This is a genomic window from Kitasatospora sp. NPDC052868, from assembly GCF_044547105.1.
GTDB lineage: Bacteria > Actinomycetota > Actinomycetes > Streptomycetales > Streptomycetaceae > Kitasatospora.
Genome location: NZ_JBITZW010000001.1, coordinates 352,790 through 371,687 on the forward strand (window position 1 = coordinate 352,790; position 18,898 = coordinate 371,687).

Annotated in this window: 20 protein-coding genes; 12 read left to right on the plus strand and 8 right to left on the minus strand. The window is 73.1% G+C overall.

What is annotated here, in order from left to right; translation table 11 throughout:
- Nucleotides 1-91: 91 nt before the first annotated feature.
- Nucleotides 92-1,834, plus strand: coding sequence for a carbohydrate-binding module family 20 domain-containing protein (locus tag ACIGZJ_RS01555; RefSeq protein ID WP_396455405.1), 1,743 nt, complete (start codon nucleotides 92-94; stop codon nucleotides 1,832-1,834).
- Between the two features lie 94 nt (nucleotides 1,835-1,928).
- Here the strand turns inward: ACIGZJ_RS01555 and ACIGZJ_RS01560 are convergent, their stop codons facing one another.
- Nucleotides 1,929-2,672, minus strand: coding sequence for an SDR family oxidoreductase (locus ACIGZJ_RS01560; protein ID WP_396455406.1), 744 nt, complete (start codon nucleotides 2,670-2,672; stop codon nucleotides 1,929-1,931).
- Nucleotides 2,673-3,062: 390 nt separating this feature from the next.
- Between ACIGZJ_RS01560 and ACIGZJ_RS01565 the strand changes: the two genes are divergently transcribed.
- Nucleotides 3,063-4,148: an alpha/beta hydrolase gene (locus tag ACIGZJ_RS01565; RefSeq protein WP_396455407.1), complete on the plus strand. Its 1,086-nt coding sequence runs from the start codon at nucleotides 3,063-3,065 to the stop codon at nucleotides 4,146-4,148.
- Between the two features lie 206 nt (nucleotides 4,149-4,354).
- Nucleotides 4,355-5,113, plus strand: coding sequence for a hemerythrin domain-containing protein (locus ACIGZJ_RS01570; RefSeq protein WP_396455408.1), 759 nt, complete (start codon nucleotides 4,355-4,357; stop codon nucleotides 5,111-5,113).
- Nucleotides 5,114-5,188: 75 nt separating this feature from the next.
- On the opposite strand, the gene ACIGZJ_RS01575 is transcribed toward ACIGZJ_RS01570, so the two are convergent.
- On the minus strand, nucleotides 5,189-6,682 hold the full coding sequence (locus ACIGZJ_RS01575; protein ID WP_396455409.1) for an FAD-dependent monooxygenase: 1,494 nt from the start codon (nucleotides 6,680-6,682) through the stop codon (nucleotides 5,189-5,191).
- Nucleotides 6,683-6,797: 115 nt separating this feature from the next.
- Here ACIGZJ_RS01575 and ACIGZJ_RS01580 point away from each other — a divergent pair, with 115 nt between their 5' ends.
- Together ACIGZJ_RS01580 and ACIGZJ_RS01585 are read left to right on the plus strand one after the other, a co-directional pair.
- A complete protein-coding gene (locus tag ACIGZJ_RS01580; RefSeq protein WP_396455410.1) occupies nucleotides 6,798-7,451 on the plus strand; it encodes a TetR/AcrR family transcriptional regulator C-terminal domain-containing protein in 654 nt (217 codons plus the stop codon).
- Nucleotides 7,452-7,722: 271 nt separating this feature from the next.
- Entirely contained in the window at nucleotides 7,723-8,031 is a 309-nt protein-coding gene (locus tag ACIGZJ_RS01585) for a hypothetical protein (protein ID WP_396455411.1), read from the plus strand.
- 77 nt (nucleotides 8,032-8,108) lie between these two features.
- Here ACIGZJ_RS01585 and ACIGZJ_RS01590 read toward each other — a convergent pair whose 3' ends face one another.
- The 3 genes from ACIGZJ_RS01590 to ACIGZJ_RS01600 form a co-directional block, all read right to left on the minus strand.
- Nucleotides 8,109-8,711 carry a DUF6891 domain-containing protein gene (locus ACIGZJ_RS01590; protein ID WP_396455412.1) on the minus strand — a complete coding sequence of 201 codons (603 nt, stop codon included), beginning with the start codon at nucleotides 8,709-8,711 and terminating at the stop codon, nucleotides 8,109-8,111.
- A 101-nt stretch (nucleotides 8,712-8,812) separates the two neighbouring features.
- Complete coding sequence (locus ACIGZJ_RS01595; protein WP_392927535.1) at nucleotides 8,813-9,358, minus strand: FHA domain-containing protein; 546 nt, start codon at nucleotides 9,356-9,358, stop codon at nucleotides 8,813-8,815.
- A 148-nt stretch (nucleotides 9,359-9,506) separates the two neighbouring features.
- Nucleotides 9,507-10,061 (minus strand): DUF1697 domain-containing protein, encoded by a 555-nt coding sequence (locus tag ACIGZJ_RS01600; protein ID WP_396455413.1) that lies wholly within the window; start codon nucleotides 10,059-10,061, stop codon nucleotides 9,507-9,509.
- A 77-nt stretch (nucleotides 10,062-10,138) separates the two neighbouring features.
- On the opposite strand from ACIGZJ_RS01600, the gene ACIGZJ_RS01605 reads away from it, so the two are divergent.
- Nucleotides 10,139-10,609 (plus strand): pyridoxamine 5'-phosphate oxidase family protein, encoded by a 471-nt coding sequence (locus ACIGZJ_RS01605; RefSeq protein ID WP_396455414.1) that lies wholly within the window; start codon nucleotides 10,139-10,141, stop codon nucleotides 10,607-10,609.
- Between the two features lie 33 nt (nucleotides 10,610-10,642).
- Here ACIGZJ_RS01605 and ACIGZJ_RS01610 read toward each other — a convergent pair whose 3' ends face one another.
- A complete protein-coding gene (locus ACIGZJ_RS01610; protein ID WP_387940260.1) occupies nucleotides 10,643-10,999 on the minus strand; it encodes an arsenate reductase family protein in 357 nt (118 codons plus the stop codon).
- Between the two features lie 154 nt (nucleotides 11,000-11,153).
- On the opposite strand from ACIGZJ_RS01610, the gene ACIGZJ_RS01615 reads away from it, so the two are divergent.
- Together ACIGZJ_RS01615 and ACIGZJ_RS01620 are read left to right on the plus strand one after the other, a co-directional pair.
- A complete protein-coding gene (locus ACIGZJ_RS01615; protein ID WP_396455415.1) occupies nucleotides 11,154-12,341 on the plus strand; it encodes a cytochrome P450 in 1,188 nt (395 codons plus the stop codon).
- A 252-nt stretch (nucleotides 12,342-12,593) separates the two neighbouring features.
- On the plus strand, nucleotides 12,594-13,637 hold the full coding sequence (locus ACIGZJ_RS01620) for a PP2C family protein-serine/threonine phosphatase (protein ID WP_396455416.1): 1,044 nt from the start codon (nucleotides 12,594-12,596) through the stop codon (nucleotides 13,635-13,637).
- Here ACIGZJ_RS01620 and ACIGZJ_RS01625 read toward each other — a convergent pair.
- On the minus strand, nucleotides 13,624-14,091 hold the full coding sequence (locus tag ACIGZJ_RS01625) for an Lrp/AsnC family transcriptional regulator (protein WP_396455417.1): 468 nt from the start codon (nucleotides 14,089-14,091) through the stop codon (nucleotides 13,624-13,626). The two genes, ACIGZJ_RS01620 and ACIGZJ_RS01625, sit on opposite strands and share 14 nt — an antisense overlap.
- Before the next feature lie 94 nt (nucleotides 14,092-14,185).
- On the opposite strand from ACIGZJ_RS01625, the gene ACIGZJ_RS01630 reads away from it, so the two are divergent.
- On the plus strand, nucleotides 14,186-15,043 hold the full coding sequence (locus ACIGZJ_RS01630) for an LLM class flavin-dependent oxidoreductase (RefSeq protein ID WP_396455418.1): 858 nt from the start codon (nucleotides 14,186-14,188) through the stop codon (nucleotides 15,041-15,043).
- Nucleotides 15,040-15,474, plus strand: a complete 435-nt coding sequence (locus ACIGZJ_RS01635) for a nucleoside deaminase (protein WP_396455419.1) — start codon at nucleotides 15,040-15,042, stop codon at nucleotides 15,472-15,474. Before ACIGZJ_RS01630 ends, ACIGZJ_RS01635 begins: the two co-directional genes overlap by 4 nt.
- A 469-nt stretch (nucleotides 15,475-15,943) precedes the next feature.
- On the opposite strand, the gene ACIGZJ_RS01640 is transcribed toward ACIGZJ_RS01635, so the two are convergent.
- A complete protein-coding gene (locus ACIGZJ_RS01640) occupies nucleotides 15,944-16,486 on the minus strand; it encodes a DUF1214 domain-containing protein (RefSeq protein WP_396455420.1) in 543 nt (180 codons plus the stop codon).
- A 110-nt stretch (nucleotides 16,487-16,596) separates the two neighbouring features.
- Here ACIGZJ_RS01640 and ACIGZJ_RS01645 point away from each other — a divergent pair, with 110 nt between their 5' ends.
- The gene (locus tag ACIGZJ_RS01645) at nucleotides 16,597-16,977 is read left to right on the plus strand and encodes a GAP family protein (RefSeq protein ID WP_396455421.1); all 381 of its coding nucleotides are present in this window, start codon (nucleotides 16,597-16,599) and stop codon (nucleotides 16,975-16,977) included.
- Entirely contained in the window at nucleotides 16,974-18,668 is a 1,695-nt protein-coding gene (locus ACIGZJ_RS01650) for a SulP family inorganic anion transporter (protein ID WP_396455422.1), read from the plus strand. Before ACIGZJ_RS01645 ends, ACIGZJ_RS01650 begins: the two co-directional genes overlap by 4 nt.
- The last annotated feature ends 230 nt before the right edge of the window (nucleotides 18,669-18,898 follow it).

Genomic DNA, 18,898 nt, shown 5'->3' on the forward strand with positions numbered 1-18,898 from the left:
CTCTAGGTTCAGCGCTGCAAGTTTCCGGCAAGTTTCTGAAATCTGCTGCAAGCCTGCACCGGCTGCCCCACCTCAGCCCCCAGGAGACATCGTGGTCACCACCGCCCCCACCCGCCGGTCCGCCCGCGCGGCCGGCGCGCTCACCGCCTCGGCGGCACTCGCGCTCTCGCTCACCGCGGCGTTCGGCGCCGCGCCCACCGCCCAGGCCTCCCCGCCCGGTACCAAGGACGTCACGGCGACCCTCTTCGAGTGGCGCTTCGACTCGGTCGCCAAGGCCTGCACCGACACGCTCGGCCCCAAGGGGTACGGCTTCGTCGAGGTCTCACCGCCCCAGGAACACATCCAGGGCAGTCAGTGGTGGACCTCCTACCAGCCGGTCTCCTACAAGATAGCCGGGCGCCTCGGCGACCGGACCTCCTTCAAGAACATGATCGACACCTGCCACGCGGCGGGGGTCAAGGTGGTCGCCGACTCGGTGATCAACCACATGTCGGCCGGCTCCGGGACGGGCACCGGCGGCACCGCCTACACCAAGTACACCTACCCCGGGTACTACCAGGACCAGGACTTCCACTCCTGCCGCGCCGCGATCAGCAACTACGCCGACCGCTCCAACGTGCAGAACTGCGAGCTGGTCAACCTCTCCGACCTGAACACCGGCAGCGCCTACGTCCAGCAGACCATCGCCGGGTACCTGAACGACCTGGCCTCGCTCGGCGTCGACGGCTACCGGATCGACGCGGCCAAGCACATCGCCGCCGCCGACCTCGCCGCGATCAAGGCCAGGACGGCGAACCCCAACGCCTACTGGGTGCAGGAGGTGATCTACGGCGCGGGCGAGCCGATCCAGCCCTCCGAGTACACCGGCACCGGCGACGTGGACGAGTTCCGCTCCGGTACCTGGCTGAAGAGCGCCTTCCAGGGCGGCCGGCTGGCCGACCTCTCCGGCTGGGGCTCCGGCCTGCTGGAGAGCGGCAAGGCCCGCACCTTCGTCGACAACTGGGACACCGAGCGCAACGGCTCCACCCTGACCTACAAGGACGGCAGCGCCTACACCCTGGCCAACGTCTTCATGCTGGCCAACCCGTACGGCTCGCCGAACGTCTACTCCGGCTACGCCTTCTCCGGCCACGACGACGGCCCGCCGAACGGCGGCACCGTCAACGCCTGCTACAGCGACGGCTGGAACTGCACCCACGCCTGGCGGCAGGTCGCCAACATGGTGGGCTTCCGCAACGCGGTCGCGGGCACCGGGATCACCAACTGGTGGTCCAACGGGAACAACGCGATCGCGTTCGGCCGGGGCGGCAAGGGCTTCGTGGCGATCAACCGAGAGTCGGGCGCGGTCACCCAGACCTTCCAGACCTCGCTGCCGGCCGGCTCGTACTGCGACGTCCAGCACGGCGACCCGGCCGGCGGCGGCTGCACCGGACCCTCCTACACGGTCGGCTCGGACGGCCGGTTCACCGCCACCGTCGGCGCCGGCGACGCGGTCGCGCTGTACGTCGGCGCGGGCGGCTCGGGCGGGACGGTGCCCGCCGTCGGCGGTGCCTCCTTCGCGGTCAACGCCACCACCGTGTTCGGCCAGAACATCTACGTGGTCGGCGGCAGCGCCGCGCTCGGCGCCTGGGACACCGGCAAGGCGCTGCCGCTCTCCTCGGCCGCGTACCCGGTCTGGAAGCTGGACGTGTCGATGACCGCCGGCACCGCGTTCGAGTACAAGTACATCCGCAAGGACGCCTCCGGGGCGGTCACCTGGGAGTCCGGTGCCAACCGCACCGCGACCGTGCCGGCCTCGGGCTCCGTGAGCCTGAACGACACCTGGCGCAGCTGACCGCGCCGGGCGGCCGCCCTCCGTACGGGGGGCGGCCGCCCGCTGTCGTGGCCCGGGTCCGGTTGCCCGGCCGCGGCTGCCCGGCCCCGGCTGTTCAGCCCCGGCCGATGTACGGCATGGCCGTCGCCATCACCGTCGCGAACTGCACATTGGCCTCCAGCGGCAGTTCGGCCATGTGCCGCACGGTCCGGGCGACATCGGCGACGTCCATGGTCGGCTCCACCGCGATCCGGCCGTCCGCCTGCCGCACGCCCACGCCCATTGCCGCCGTCATGTCGGTCGCGGCGTTGCCGATGTCGATCTGCCCGCAGGCGATCCGGTACGGGCGGCCGTCCAGCGAGAGCGACCGGGTCAGCCCGGTGACGGCGTGCTTGGTCGCGGTGTACGCGATCGACTGCGGGCGCGGGACGTGGGCCGAGATCGAGCCGTTGTTGATGATCCGGCCGCCCTGCGGGTCCTGGGCCTTCATCTGCCGGAACGCCGCCCGGGCGCAGAGGAACGCCCCGGTGAGGTTGAGGTCCACCACGGCCCTCCACTCGGCGACCTCCAGCTCGTCCACCGGGGTCGGCGCGCCGAACGTCCCGGCGTTGTTGAACAGCAGGTCGACCCGGCCGAACCGCTCGACGGCCGCCGCGAAGAGCGCGTCCACCGCCGCGGGGTCGGTGACATCGGTCGGCACCGCGGCCGCCTCGGTACCGCTCGACCGCGCGGTCTCCTGCAGCGGCTCCTCCCGCCGCCCCGCGAGCACCAGCAGCCACCCGGCGGCGGCCAGCTCCAGTGCCACGGCGCGTCCCACCCCGCTGCCGGCTCCGGTGACGACGGCGATCTGCTGGGGCATGGCGACTCCTCGGACGGTGGTGCTGGCGAGCTGATCGTCGCCGATCCGGAGCCCGCAGTCACTGGTACGAGGGACCAAACGGCACGCGCGCCGACACCCGTCCGGCTGTGCTCCCCGCCGTCCGGCGGGGGTCGCCCCCCGCCGGACGGCGGGGTGGGCGAAGGGCTTTACCGGATCGGGAGCAAACATTGGACCGCCGTCGGCCCTCGCGCAACCGGTCGCCCCCGCACCACGTCATAAGATCGCAGGACGGCGCGCCACCGCGATGGTCGGCGCACCGCCCCCGGGGGCCGCAGTACGCGTCGCGCCCGGGCCTGTCCGGCCCCACCCCGGGGGCCACCGCCCGGCTCCCGACGGAGCGGGCGCGACACCGGTCGGAGAGTCCTCACCGTGCAGCCGCAGTCCACCCGCATTCGCGCCGTCCTGACCGGCGCCGCCGCCTTCGCCCTGGCCGCCTCGCTGGCGGCCTGTGGCAGTACGGACGGCAGCGGGAAGGGGGACACCGCCAAGGGCGACGCGGGCAAGGCGGGCGCCGCCGGCAGCACCGCCCCCGGCACCCCGTCGGCCTCGGGCAGCAGCCCGGCCGCGTCCGGCACCTCCGCCGCACCCACCAGCGCCACCCCGGCCGCCTCCGGCAAGGTGCTGATGCCGACCGGTCCGGCCGCCGCCCTCACCAAGTCCCGGGACACCGTCGCCGGCCAGATCATGATGACGACGCTGACCGGTCCCAAGTCGGGCGTCTCCGGCAAGGTCTGGGTCTGGCTGCCGCCCGAGTACAACGACCCGAAGTTCGCCAAGACCGGCTTCCCCGTGCTCACCCTCTTCGCGGGCGGCCAGAGCAACGGCTACAACACCTGGACCGACGACCAGCTGCCGATCCAGCAGTACGACGCCGAGCTGTCGAAGGCCGGCAAGGCGCACCCGTTCATCATGATCATGCCGGTGCAGAACTTCAACAGCGACGAGAAGAACGCCCTGGACTGCGCCGACATCCCGGGCCAGCCCAAGATGGGCACCTGGATGGCCGAGGACATCCCGGACTTCGTCCGCGCCAACTTCCGCACCGTGAAGGGCCGCGACGGCTGGGGCCTGATGGGCGCCTCCACCGGTGCGTTCTGCAGTGCGAAGCTCGCCCTCCAGCACCCGGACAAGTTCAAGGCGGCCGTCCCGATCGACGGCTACTTCAACCCGGACTCGGGACTCTGGAAGGGCCACGAGGCCGAGCGGCAGGCCAACAGCCCCGACGCGATGGTCGCCCAGGGCAAGGCCGACGTGAAGATCCTCGCCACCGCGGGCGGCGCCAACGGGTACGAGACGAAGCTGGTCAAGGCGTGGGTCGCCAAGGCCGTGGCGCCGCTGTCCGTCGAGTACTACGAGCAGCCCGGCGGCAAGCACCTCACCACCGACTTCAAGAAGATGATCCCGGACACGCTGGCCTGGCTCACCAAGAACCTGGCGGGCCCGGCGGCCGACTGAACCGGCGGCCCTCGCCGGTCTCGGCCCGCACGTATCGGACCTCGCACCTGTCGGCCCTCGCCCGCCTCGCGGACGAGGGCCGCGGTGTTGCCCCGCCGGGCCCCTGACCTGCGCGTCAATCGGATATTGATTCGGCTCTGATCGACTGTGAGCACTTTGGTGGGAGCGCATTTCCACCAGCCCTGCCAAGCCGTGAGAAGAGAGCCATGCCGAGCTACCTGCTTCCCGTCGCGTCCCCGCCCGCCGTCCCCGCCCAGTCGGGCTCCGACCGTGAGCGGACCGCCGGCGAGGAGCCGCAAGCCGTCCGGTTCGCCGGGCTGCGGCTGGTGCACGCCGCCCTCCGCCGCGACCTGACCCGGCTGCCGAACTCGCTGCGCCTGCTCCAGCCCGGCGAGGACGACAAGGGCGAGGCGCTGCTGCGGCACTGGACCTTCGTCACGGCGATGCTGACCTGCCACCACGAGCAGCAGGACACCCGGATCTGGCCGATCGTGCGCCGCTTCGCCCCCGAGCTGCGACTGCTGCTCAACTGGCTGGAGGCCGACCACCACAACCTGGACCACTCCTTCACCCGGGTCACCACCCTGGTGCGGATCGCCAGCCGGGACACGGGCAGCGCCTGGCCGGTCGCCTACGCGATGGAGGACCTTGCGGCCCGACTGGAGACCCATCTGCGCATCGAGGAGCGGCAGTTGATGCCCCGGATGGAGCGGGTGTTCGCGCCCGGCTCCCGGCTGGGCAGCCTGCCCGAGCTGCTGGACCTGCTGCGCTCCGCCGACGGTCCGGGCACCGCCGACGCGCTGGCCTGGCTGCTGGACGGCGTCGAGCCGGCGGTCGTCGACCGGCTGCTGGCCGACTGCGACGACGACGTGGTCCGCAACTGGCCGCACTGGCAGGCCACCTACCAGCGCTGCACCGCTCCGCTCTGGGGCCCGGCCGACGGCTGGGGCGTCTCCCGCGAGTGACCGCGGGGCCTTTCGCGGCCCTTTGATCTACGCGCGTGGCATATGCATTCGGCATATGCACACGGTCTCGCGTCATCACACCCCCAGCCGGGCCAGGTAGCCCGGCAGATCGGCCGGATCGTGGGTGGCCAGCCCGACGTAGCCGTCCGGCCGGACGACGAACAGCCCCCGGCCGTACGCCCGGGCAGCGATCCCGCCGCCGGTTCCGGGGTCGACCCGCAGCGCGCCGACGCCCGCCGGCAGGTCCGGCAGCTCGCACTCCACGGCGAGCACCGTGAACTGCGGCCCCCGGAACACGTCGAACAGTCGGCGCCCGGGACCGCCCGTCTCCCGCGGCTCCTCCAGGGGCGCGTCCGGAGCGCGCTCCCCGGCGCGCAGCGCCTCCTCGGCCAGGCCCGAGCGGGCCTCCACGGTCAGCGGCCCGCCCTCGTAGCCGAGGCCCAGCTGCTCCGTCCGCGGCCCGCGGCTCAGTGCGCCGGCCCGGACCCCGCCCGCCCGGTACAGCCGGGTGGAGATGTCCAGCACGTCGGCGGCGATCGGCAGCCGCTCCGCCTCGTAGCTGTCCAGCAGTTCATCGGCCGCGCCGTGCCGCAGCACCTGGCCGAGCTTCCACCCCAGGTTGTAGGCGTCCTGGACGCTGGTGTTGAGGCCCTGGCCGCCGGCCGGGGAGTGGATGTGCGCGGCGTCGCCGGCGAGGAAGACCCGGCCGTCCCGGAACCGTTCCGCGAGCGCCGCCCGGGGCCGGAAGTCCGAGGCCCAGCGCACCTCGCCGACCGCCTCCGCGGGCAGGTGGGTGCGGGCCGCGACCGTCCGGCGCACCCCCTCGGGCGAGGTGTCCGGCTCCTGGTCCGCGTCGAACTGGGCGAACAGCTGGAAGTCCGCCGTGCCCGGCAGCGGGCAGAGCAGCAGCGCACCGCCGGGGGCCTTCGGCCAGATGTGCCAGTTCTCGCGGTCCAGGCCGGTCAGCCGGAGATCGGCGACCAGGGCGGGGCGCGGGTCGACCTGCTCGCCGGCCATCGGGATGCCGACCGCGCGTCGAACCGTGCTGCGGCCGCCGTCGGTGGCCACCAGGTAGCGGGCCGTGACGGTGCGCTCGATGCCGTCCGGGCCGGTCAGCCGGGCCTCGACCCGGTCGGGGTGCTGGTCGAGGCCGGTCAGCGCGGTGCCGAAGGCCACCTGTCCGCCGAGCTCCCGCAGCCGGTCGTACAGCACCTCCTGGGTGCGCCACTGCGGGAGCATCCAGGTGTCCGGGTGCGGCACGGTCGGGTCGGGCGCGTTGCGCTCGATCAGGTCCCACTCACCCTGCCGCTCGCCGTCCTGCCAGGACATCATCCGGGGGTAGTGGCAGCCGGCGGCGCGGACCGCGGGCAGCACCCCGAGGTCGTCGAGGACCTCCAGGGTGCGCGGCTGCAGCCCCTTGCCGCGCGAGCCGGGGAACAGCGCCGCGGCCTTCTCCACCAGCAGGGCGGACACCCCGCGGCGGGCGAGGTCGCAGGCCAGGGTGAGGCCGGTGGGGCCTGCTCCGACGATCAGGACGTCCGGGTGCCCGGGGTGCACGACATGCTCCATGGGAAGCTCCTTAACGGCGTTAAGTTGACGACTGGTCCGAGCATGGGCTTAACGGTGTTAAGTTGTCAAGGTGAAGAGTGGGGCGGGCCGGCCGACACCCACCGGAAAGGCCGGAATGCCACCCAAGCTGGACCGTGCGCAGGTCGTCGACACGGCCCTGCGCCTGCTCGACGAGACCGGGCTCGACGGCCTCACCCTGCGGCGGATCGCCACCGAGCTGGACGTCAAGGCGCCCGCGCTGTACTGGCACTTCGCCAACAAGCAGGCGCTGCTGGACGAGATGGCCACCGAGATGCTCCGCCGGATGACCGACGGGCCGATCACCCCGCCGGCGTCCTGGCAGGAGGCGCTCACCGCCACCTGCCGCACGCTGCGCGGCGCCCTGCTGGGCTACCGCGACGGCGCCAAGGTCTTCAGTGGCACCCGCCTCACCGACCAGGGCCACACCGAGGGCCAGCACGTGATGCTGGCCGCCTTCACCCGGGCCGGCTTCGAACTCGCCGACGCCGTGCAGGCGTACACCACCGGGTACGCCTACACCATCGGCTTCGTCATCGAGGAGCAGGCCGTCCACCCCCGGCCCGGCGAGCGCGCCCCCGGCTACGACCCCGAGCAGCGCGCCGCGGGCATCGACCCCGCGCACGAACTCGCCGCCGCGGCCGGTCGGGACCTCTTCGGGGACTACGAGCGGCGCTTCGAGCGCGGCCTCGCCGTCGTCGTGGCCGGGGTCGAGCGGGTCCTCGGCCCTGCAGCCGCCGTCAACCCGTAGCGGGATCTGGCCCTCCGGCCATCAACTGCCTTGGACCCCTAGGGGATTGGACCCACTCTTCTCGGGGTCGGGGTGGCCCGACCGCTCCGGGCCGGGCCAGGGGGCGGGTACCGCCCGGGGCCGATGGCCCGGCGTGCACGGCCGCCTACCGTCGGTGCCATGACCGCAGCGACCCCTCCGCGCCCGGCCCGAGGCCCGGCCCCCTGCCCGTACTGCCCGTACTGCCCGTCCCGCCCGGACGGCCCGCACCGCGCTGCTCGCGGCCGGCGCCGTGCTCCTGCTCACCACCGGGCTCACCGCCTGCAAGGCCAGTGCCGCGCTCTGCAGCGACGACGACAGCTGCGATGTCGTCGTCCGGACCGACGGTGCGGACGCCGCCAACACCGTGGAGGTCTTCGGCGGCGACCGCAGCGTGAAACTGACCGTCAGTCACATCACCGACACCTCGGCCGAGGTGAAGGTCGGCGAGGAGACCAGGACCCTCACCGAGAAGACCGAGGCCGCCATCGGCCAGGCCAGGATCACCCTGCGCAGGGCCGTCGCGGGCGACCACTACGCCGAACTCCACGTCAGCCGCTGACCGGCCGCCACCGTCTTCGACTACTGCTCCTACTCCTACTCCTGCTCCGTCCGCTCAGGCCGGTCCGTCCGTTCCGCCTACTCCGGCAGACGGTTGAGCCAGGTCAGCGGAGTGACGGTGATCGCCTGCCCCGGCGATCCGTCCCACTCCACCGGCAGGCCGACCGCCTCCAGCGCCGCCACCACCTCGCGGCCGATCAGCACCGTCCGCAGCTCCGCCTCCGCCGCCGACTCCGCGGGCGCGCCGTCCGCCCGGAACCCGCCGTACCGCAGCGTCAGGCCGCCCCCGGCGGCCGCCCGCTCGGTGTCCTGCTCATGAAAGAAGACGAAGCCGCGGGAGTCCGCGTCGGCCTCGCCGCCGATCTCCGCGTATCCGCAGCTGCCGCAGCAGGTGAAGTCCATCGCGGCGACGATGTCCTGCTCCTCCAGCGCGTCGAAGGCCTCCTCCAGGCGGTCCACGTCCGTGGTCCGCGGCCAGGACGCCTGCTCGGCCAGCCGCTCCTGCCACAACGGCTCGACCAGCCGACCCGCCTGCTCCTCCGTCAGCCCCTGGTCGTCGAACTCGTCGGCCAGGGACTCGGCTATCTCGTCCGACTCCTGGAAGCCGCACCGGATCAACTCACGGGCGCGCTCCCGGGCGTCGCGCAGCACATCGGGGGTGGGATCGGTCTCCTGGTTCATGGTCGAATACTCGCACCCGCCACCGACAACCCCGTCACCGGCAGCCGAGCTGTCCACCGCGGCCCGCAGGGGCCCGCCGGCCGGGCCCGCCGGACAGGTCCTCAGCCCGGAGCGAGCCGGAACTCCAGATTGCCGAACCGCACCTGGTCGCCCGGCCGTACCCGCACTCCGCCCGCGATCCGACGGCCGTTCACATGCGTGCCGTTGGTCGACCCCAGGTCGTACAGCACCCAGCCCTCGCCCTCGCGCCGCAGCTCGGCGTGCTGGCGCGACACCGAGGCATCGTGCAGCCGCAGCCCGGACCCGGGGATCCGGCCGATCGTCAGTGTCCCCGCCCCCGCATGCGGCAGGCTCAGCCCCGGCAGCCGTTCGACCCGCCAGGCCCCACGCAGCCGCACCCCGAACGCCGATATCTGACCCACCGTCCGCAGCAGGAACCGTCCGACCGGGTTCCCGGCCGGCAGGTCCGCCATCGCCGCGTTCAACTCGGCCCGGCTGCTCGCGTGCAGCACGACGTCCATCCGCCCGAGGAAGGTCTCGTGCGACAGCCGTCCGCTGCCCGCCCCCTCCCGCAGCACCCCGAGAGCCTGCTCCCGCTCGGCCTCGGACGGCCGGACCACATGCGTCCGGATCTCAGGTGACGTCATGGCCTGATTGTCGGCTCACCGGCACCCGCCTGTCCAGGATCCGGCAGCCGCCGGACCGCGGTGGACCCCGCCGCCCGCACCGGGCCGCGGCGGCGTGCGGTGCGGGTGTGAGGCGAGAGGCGCGAGGTGCCCGGCGCGGGGTGCCGGGTCAGGACTTCCTGGCGGCCGCCAGGATCTTGGCCGTGGTGTGCAGGAAGCGCGAGGTGCCCTGCCCCGGGTAGGCCTTGCCGAAGACGTCGGCCGGGTTGGTGCTCACCCGCCCGCCCCGCAGGTGGATCACCACGAAGGCGGTACCGGCGTCGGCGCCGATGACCTCGAAGTCGCCCTTCTCGGACGTCCGCGGGACGGGGTAGTCGTCCGGCAGCGGCTCGGAGAGGAAGACCACCATCAGCCGGACGTCCGGCGTCGCCTCGATCCCGGCGAACGGCTCGGCGGCCAGCAGCGCCTCGACCTCGTCCGGGGTGCGCAGCATGACGGGCACGGGGAAGCCCAGGGCCTCGGCCAGGTGTCGTTCGATCCGCCGGGCGAGGGCGGCCCGGTCCGTCTCGCCGGTGGTGAAGAAGACGTTGCCGCTCTGGATGTAGGAGCGCACGTCGCCTAGGCCCAGCTCGGTGAAGAGGGCGCGCAGCCGCTCCATCCGCACCGTGCGCCCGCCGACGTTGACGGCCCGCAGGAACGCGATGTACTCGGTCGTGGTGGTCACCCGTCCAGTCTGGCACCGGGCGCCGACAACGCCCCGGCCTCACCGGGATCGCCGGTGCCCGGTGCCAGACTGGCGCCATGGCTACCTGGCAGGACTTCGAGTACGCGGCACCGGATCTGGCCCCCCTCGTACGGGCCCGTTTCGAGGCGAACAAGCATCACGTCCTGGCGACGCTGCGCAGGGACGGTTCACCGCGGGTGAGCGGCACCGAGGTCGACTTCATCGGCGCCGACCTCACCATCGGGTCGATGGAGGGGGCGATGAAGGCCCGCGACCTCCAGCGGGACGCCCGCTTCGCGCTGCACGCCCATCCGGGCGACGAGACGATGGAGGGCGGGGATTCGAAGATCTCGGGCCGGGCCGTCGAGATCACCGACGAGGTCGAGCTGGCCGCCTGGGTGGCGGACCTGCCGCAGGCGCCGCCTGGCCCGTTCCACGCCTTCCGGCTGGAGCTGGACCAGGTGGTGCACACCACCGTGAGCGACGACCAGCTGTGGATCACGTCCTGGCGTCCGGGCGAGCCGGTCCGGCGGATCCAGCGGCTGTAGCGCCGCCGGCTGCGGTGCCCGCCCGGACGGCTGCTACGGCAGGACGGACTTGAGCGCCTCGGGCGTCCGGGCGACGACGGCGTGGCCGTCGTCCGCGGTGATGATCGGGCGCTGGATCAGGATCGGGTGGTCGGCCATCGCCTTGATCCAGCGCGCCCGGTCGCCCGGCTCCCGGGTCCACTTCTTCATCCCGAGGTCCTGGGCGGACTTCTCGTCCAGCCGGGTGATGTCCCACGGCTCCAGCCCCAGCCGCTCCAGGACCTGCTCCAGCTCGACGGCGGTCGGCGGGTCCTCCAGGTAGCGCCGCACGGTGTACTCGGCGCCCGCGCCCTCCAGGGCCCCGAGCGCCGTTCGGCACTTCCCGCAGCGCGGGTTGATCCAGATCTCCATGCCGCCAGGGTACCGACCCCGCCCCGCGTCCTGCTGTTCGATAATCGGTGTCCGAAGTAGGGAACCGTGCTGTGCCGGCGGCGGTTGAGGGGGTGCATCTGTTGCTTCGGGAGGGGTCGGGGACATGAACGGCACGGCGATTATCGAACAGTTGATGACCAGAGAGGGAAGGGCGGACCCCTACCCCCTGTACAACGAACTGCACCGGATGGGCGCGGCGGTGTCGGCCGGAGAAGGCCTGATCCTGGTGAACGGCCACGCCGCGGCGAACCGGGTCCTGCGCGACCAGTCGTTCGGCTTCGATGACACCGTCGTGCAGGGCGGTGAGAACATCGGCCTCGCCCAGCACTCCTCGCTGACGGTGATCAACAGTTCGATCCTGGAGCGCAACGCGCCGGACCACGGCCGGGTCCGCTCACTGATCACGTCCGTCTTCACGGCCCGCCGGGTCGCGGCCCTCCAGACGGCCGTCGAGGCGGCCGTCGGGGACCTGCTGGACGAGATGGCCGAGCAGGGCGCCGACGGCTCTCCGGTCGACTTCATGGACGCCTTCGCCTTCCGGCTGCCGGTCGGGGTGATCTGCGAGCTGCTCGGCGTCCCGGAGCGGGACCGCTACCGCTTCCGGGGCCTGGCGAGCGATCTGACCGTCGCCCTGGAGTTCATCCGGGAGCCCTCCGAACTCGCCGGCGCCGACCGGGCCGCCGACGAGCTGTCCGAGTACTTCACCGAACTCGCCGCCGAGCGCCTCGCCCACCCCCAGGACGACCTGGTCAGCGACCTGGTGCGGATCGGTGCCGAGGACCCGCGGCGGCTGTCCGGCACCGAGCTGCTCGGCAACCTGGTGCTCGTCCTGGTGGCCGGTTTCGAGACCACCGCCAACCTGCTCGGCAACGGCCTCGCGCAGCTCCTCCGCCACCCGGAGGTGATGGCAGGACTGCGCTCCGGCGCGATCGCCCGGAGCGGCTTCACCGACGAGGTGCTGCGCTTCGACTCGCCCGTCCAGCTCACCATGCGGAGCGTGCTCGCCGAGGGGCGCACCGTCGAGGAGTTGGCCGCGCCGCTGGGCAGCTCGGTGGTCGTCCTGCTGGGCGCCGCCAACCACGACCCGGCGCGCTATCACCGCCCGGAGCTCTTCGACCCGACCCGTACCGACAGCCAGCCGCTCAGCTTCGGCGGCGGCGCGCACTACTGCCTCGGCGCGCAGCTGGGTCGGATGGAGTCGGCCGTCGCGATATCGGCCCTGCTGGAGCGCTTTCCCCGGCTGGCCCGGGGCGGAGTGCCCACCCGGCGCGACCGCCTGGTCCTGCGCGGCTACGAGACGCTGCCGATCACCGTCCGCTGAGCCGTCCGCCTGCGTCGGTCCCCGGCCACCGCACGCCCGTCCCCGGCTACCGTCGGCCCGTCCCCGGCCACCGCCGGTCGGGGACGGGCCGGGCGCGGGCCGACGGTGGCCGGGACGAGGGCGAGGGGCCGAACCACCGGCGGTGGGGGAGCATGGGAGGACGAGCCGCTCGTCCAGGAGCCGGCCGGCCAGGAGGTTCCCGCCGTGCCTGCAGCACCCCGCCCGCCGCACCCGGTGGCCGTGGAACCGAGGATGCCGCGCTGGGTCCCCTGGCTGCCCGTGGTGCTGGTGGTGCTCGACCTGGTGTCCGAGGCGATCGTCCCGGACGCGGTGGCGGCCGGCTTCCTGCTGACGGCGCTGCCGGTGGTGGTGGCGTTCAGCTACGGCCCGGTGGAGACAGCCCTCGCGACCGGGGGCGCGCTCGGGCTCCAGCTCGCCCTGGCCGTGCGCGCCGGCCACCTCTCCGAGCAGCACCACGTCTGGGTCTACGTCTCCACGCTGCTGGCCGGGGTGATGGGCACCGCCCTGTCCTGGCAGCGGATCCACCAGAACCGCAACCTGCTGCGCGCCCGCACGGTCGCCGAGACCCTGCAGCGCACGGTGCTGCGCCCGGTCCCGGAACGGGTCGGCGGCCTGCGGGTGGCCGGGCTCTACCGCTCGGCACAGGCGGAGGTGCTGGTCGGCGGGGACCTGTACGAGGTGTGCGACACCCGGTTCGGGGTGCGGGTGCTGCTCGGCGACGTCCGGGGCAAGGGCCTCGGCGCGGTCCGGACGGTCGCGGACGTGCTCGGAGCCTTCCGGGCGACCGCGCACGACACCGCCGACCTGGTCGAGCTGGCCGAACAGCTGGACCGCGCGGTGCTGCGCGACGCGGCGGACCGGGGCGACGAGGAGCTGTTCGTCACCGCCGTGCTGGTCCAGCACCGGCCCGGCTCGGACCAGGTGGAGATCGTCAACCGGGGCCACGTCACCCCGCTGCTGCTCTCCGGCGGCACCATCGCCGCGGTGGACTGCCCGGACGAGCTGCCGCTGGGTCTGGGCCACCTCACCGCCGGGGACCCGTGCGCCCGCCCCGCGCACACCGCCCTGCCGCCCGGCCACACCCTGCTGCTGTACACCGACGGCGTCAGCGAGGCCCGCGACGCCTCCGGCGCCTTCTACCCGCTGGCCCGCCGCCTGGCCGCCCTCGGCACCACCGCCCCGGACCGGGTGGTCTCCTTCCTCGCCCAGGACGTCCGCGCGTACGCGGGCCTGCTCGCCGACGACCTCGCGGTCATCGCCCTCACCCCGGCGTAGGGCTCGCCACAGGCTCCCGCGGGCCGCGCAGCGGCAGTGTCCGGCTGAGCACGAGGTTGGTGGTCGTGCTCCCGAACTGGGCCAGTGCGTCGACGAGTTCCTCCAGGTGGCCCATCGACGTGGCCGCCACCTTCAGGACGTAGCAGTCGTCCCCGGTGGTGCGCACGCACTCCAGGATCTCGGTGCGCTCGCCGAGCAGTCGGCGCAGCGGCTCGTGCCGGGTCCCCGGGTACTTCAGCCGGACCACCGCCAGCAGCCCGTACCCCGTCCGCTCCAGATCCACCTCCGCCCGGTACCCCGTGATCACCCCGGTCGCCTCCAGCCGGCGCACCCGCTCCGTGGTGGCCGAGGCGCTCAGGTTCACCCGCCGCGCCAACTCGGTGAACGCGATCCGGCCGTCCCGCTGGAGCTCGTCCAGGATCGCCCAGTCCGTCGCGTCAAGACTCTCGGTCATCCGCCCAGATTACCGGGGGATCCACGGCCGAACCGCCCCCGAACAGGGGGGAATCCCTTCTGGCGGCCGGTATCGGCTGGCTAGCCTTTGCGGTGTGAAGATCGGAGTCAACGTCCTCAATTTCGGCCCCGGCACCGACCCGGGGGTCCTGCGCGACTGGGCCCGGACCGTGGAGGGTCTGGGCTTCGACCTGCTGATGGTCTCGGACCACATCGCCATCACACCCGATGTCGCCGAGCGCTATCCGGCGCCCTTCTACGAGCCTTTCACCACGCTGTCCTGGCTGGCCGGCCTCACCACCCGGGTCCGGCTCGGCACGACGGTCCTCATCGCCCCCTACCGGCACCCGCTGCTCACCGCCCGGATGGCCGCCAACCTGGACCAGCTGAGCGGCGGCCGACTCGTCCTCGGGGTGGGGGTGGGCTGGGCCAGGCAGGAGTTCGCCGCCCTCGGGATCCCGTTCGAGCGGCGCGGACGACTGACCGACGACCACCTGACGGCGATCCGGGCGGCCTGGGACACCGACGCCTACGGCGGCCGGCGGATCCCGCTGTGGGTCGGCGGCAACAGCGACGCGGGCCAACGCCGCGCCGTCCGGCTCGGGGACGCCTGGCATCCGCTGCGCTGCACCATGCCGTGGCTGCGCGCGGCCGTCGGCCGGCTGGCGGCCACCGCGGCCGAACTCGACCTGCCCGTACCCGCCTTCGCCCCCCGGATCGCCCTCAGACTGACCGAGGCGCCGGTCGAGGGGCCGGACCGCCTCGCCGGGGTGGGCACGATCGGGCAGGTCCTCGACGACCTCGCCCAACTCCGCCTGCTGGGCGCCGAGTCCGTCATCCTCGACCCCTACCACGGCAACCCGGACGAGACCCGTCACCCGCACACGGCCTGGCAGGCGCTCGCCACCGTGGCCGCCCACCTCCACCCCCGCAGCCGAACGGAACAGCCATGACCGCACCCGACGCCGACGCCGACACCCTCCTCCGCCGGGCCATCGCCCTGGCGGCCGCGGCCCGTGCGAGCGGCAACCCCCCGTTCGGCTCCCTGCTGGCCGGGCCGGACGGCACGGTCCTGGCCGAGGACTACAACACCACCCTCACCGACCGGGACATCACCGCCCACCCCGAACTGAAGCTCGCCCGCTGGGCCGCAAGGGAGTTGGACCCGGCCACGGCGGCGCAGACCACCCTGTACACCAGCTGCGAGCCCTGCACGATGTGCGAGGCCGTCATCCGACAGGCCGGCCTCCACCGCGTGGTCTTCGCCCTGTCCGCCCAGCAGCTCCTGGACATCCGCCCGGCCCCCCACCGCCCTCCCGTCCCCCGGTCCGGCCCCGCTCTCCTCGACGAGATCCGCGCCGTCGTCGAACCCCACTACCACTGACCCTCCTGCCAACCCCACCCCCAACGCCCCAGGGGGGCGCGGCAAGACCCGGCGTTATCAGGCGGCCTGACGACGCGCCAGCACAGAGGTGCCCGACCTGCAGGTCGTAGCAGTGCTCGAACAGGTCTCCGATAGCCGGACACTCGGCCAGCTCCACCCCTCGATGGCATCACGGCGCGGGGCTTCTCCCGGACTGTCCGGGTACGAGTACTGGCAGGACAGGCAGTCCGGGTACGGGCGGACGGGCCCGGGCGAGACCCGGGACAGCTCAGCTGCGCGAAGCAGCCGTGCGGGCCGCGGGCTTCGTGGTGTCCGGCTCACCGTCCGGCCCGAGCCGGGCCGGACGGTGAGCCGTGGCGCCTGCGGTCAGTTGTCGACGCGAACGACGGCCGGGGGTGCGTAGCGGCCGGTGAGGATGGCGGGAGTGGGCAGGTACTGGCGCAGGATGAGGCGGAACAGGACGCCTGCCTCAGTGGTGGGGAGCCAGTTGGACTCGCGTCCGGGGCCGGGGGTTGTCGCGCTGGAGGTAGAGGGTCAGGGAGCCGTCGGGTCCGTAGGTGAGGCCCTTGGTGAGGCTGCCGAGGTGGTAGCGGCCGATCGGGTTCTCGACGAGGAAGTCCTGCGGGTTGAGGTACATGGTCACCGACCAGAAGGCGCCCACGGGCGGGAAGTCGTCGGGGCCGAAGCGGAGTTCGTAGCGGTGCTCGCCGGAGAGCGGGTTGCCGTCGCCGTCGAGGACGGCGCCGAGGTAGTAGGCCTCCTTCGCGCTGTTGGCGAGCAGGCCGAGCGGGTCGGCGGGGCGCAGGGCGATTCGCTGCTGGAGGGCGACGGCGGCGGGCACGTCGTCGTCGAGGATCGTGACGCGGGCCAGCAGACAGACCAGGGGCGTGGGGGCGGCGATGACCCGGGTGATGCCGTCGGGGACGGTGCCGCGCCAGCCCGGTCCGGCCAGCAGGTAGTCGCCGCCGGTGGTGTCGCCCGTGCGGGTGCCGACGTAGGCGAAGCTGTGCATTCTCACCCGTTCGGCCGAGCCTTCGTTGCGGTTGCCCGGGTGCGCGGGAAGGCTCTGGGCTACCGCCTGCCCGGCGGGGGTGGATCGGGTCCGGTACCGAGGAGGCAGCGATGGGCGACGCCGTCGGACAGATGCTGGCGTCGGCGGTGGGCATCGCCATCAGCCCCTTGCCGCTGATCGCTGTGGTGCTGATGCCGGCCACCCCGCGCGGCAAGGTCAACGGCACGGCGTTCGTACTGGGCTGGATGGTCACGCTCGGGGCGGTCACCGCCGCGGTCGTCCTCGTCGGCTCGGGTGCCGGGGCCGCCGACGAGGGCGGGCCGGCCCGCTGGACGTACTGGCTCAAGCTCACACTCGGCGTGCTCTTCCTGCTCATGGGCGTCAAGCAGTGGAAGGACCGGCCGCGGGAAGGGCAGGATCACGCGCTTCCCGGCTGGATGCGGGCGATCGACCAGTTCACCCCAGGCCGGGCGGCCGGCCTCACCTCATGAGGTCCACGGCCGCGTGGGCCCGGCTGCGGGCGGTCGGCAGGCCGAAGGCCTCGGACGTGTCCGCCGGTCTCGTGACCGGCCTCTTCTCCATCCCGGAGGGCATGGCGTACGCGGCGATCGGCGGCTTCAACCCGGTCGCCGGCATCTATGCCGGCGTCGTCCCCACCCTGGTGGGCTCCCTCTTCGCCCGCACCGTCCTGATGGTCACCACGCTCACCTCGGCGCTCGCCCTGACCGCGCAGAGTGTCGTCAAGGAGGCCGGACTCGACGCCCTCGACGCGGGCAACGTCGCCACCCTGGCCGTGCTGGCCGGGGCGGTCATGCTGCTCCTCGGCGCACTCCGGCTCGGGGTGGTCATGTCCTTCGTCTCCAACGCGGTGATGACCGGCTTCTCCACCGGCATCGCCCTGCAGATCATCACCGGCTCCCTCAAGGACGCCACCGGCTACAAGCCGGCCGGCCACAACAAGCTCCTCCAGCTCGGCGACTGGATCGTCCACATCGGCGAGTGGAAGCCGGCGGCGGTCCTCACGGCCCTCGCTGCGGTCGCCGTCTGGGCCCTGGTGCGCCTGGTGGAGCGGCTGAAGCCGGTCCTGGTCGCCCTGCTCGTGGTCAGCGTGGCCGTCGGCGTCCTCGGCACCTCGGTGGAACTGGCGGGCGACATCGCCCCGATCCCCGGCGCCCTGCCCGCCTTCACCGCCCCCGACCTGTCGGCCGCCGGCGCGCTGCTGCCCGGGGCCTTCGCGGTCGCCCTCGTCGGACTCGCCCAGGCCGCCTCCATCGGGCCCGGCGTGCCCAACCCCGACGGCAGCAAGACCTCCGTCAACGGCGACTTCGTCGCCCAGGGCCTCGGCAACATCGGCGGCGGCCTGTTCGGGGCACTGCCCACCGGCGGCTCGATGTCCCGCACGGGTGTCGCCGTCAGCGCGGGCGCCCGCACCCGGTGGACCGGCGTCTTCGCCGCGCTGTGGCTCGCGCTGCTCGTCCTCACTCTGGGCTCGCTCGCCGAACGCATCCCGATGCCGGTGATCGGCGGCCTGATCATCGTGATCGGCTGCGAACTGATCGCAGGCCGCCTCCCGGACATCGCTCTCGTGCTGCGCACCTCCCCGCTGTCGGCCATCGCGATGATCGCCACCTTCCTGGCCACCACCCAGCTCCCGCTCCAGCAGGCCATCGTCATCGGAGCGGTCCTCTCCCTCGTGCTGTACTGCGTGCAGGCGGCCCGCCAGAGCCGGCTCCACCTGCTGGAAGAGGACGGCGAGGGCAGGTGGCGGATCTCGGACGTCCCGGCCCGGATCGAACCCGGCACCGTCACGGTCCTCCACTACGACGGTGTCTCGCTGTTCGCCGAGACGCCCCGGATCGACGAACAGTGGCCCGACACCACCGACGCGCGCGGCGCGGCCGTGATCCTGGGCCTGCGCGGCGTCCCCGACGTCCCCTCCTCAGCCGTACTGAAACTGCTGCGACGCTACGCACGCGACCTGCGCGCCCACGGCGGCCGCCTCTACCTCGCGGGCGTCGAACCCCGGCTCCAGACCGTCCTCCGCCGCACCGGCCTCACCGCGGAACTGGGCGAGGACGCCGTCCTGCCCCCCACCAGCGACATCTTCGGCGCCCAGCAGGAAGCCGCGGCCCGCGCCAGGCAGTGGATCGAGGAGACCGCACGCAGGACCCAGAACGGTTGACGCTCCGGCGACCGCCTCGTCCGTCACCCCACCCGGACCCTGCTGACCTCCAGAGCCTCCGACACCACCGTCCATCCGTCCGTCCCAGTCCCGGGACGGACGGCGGTCGCCCGGGCTCTCCTTGCAGCCCGTGTGCTCGGCCGGGTCCACACGAGCGCGTGCTCACGTAGTGCGTCGATCACTCGTTCGGCCGTCCGTGATGGCGGCCGTACCGACGTGGCGGAAGGGTG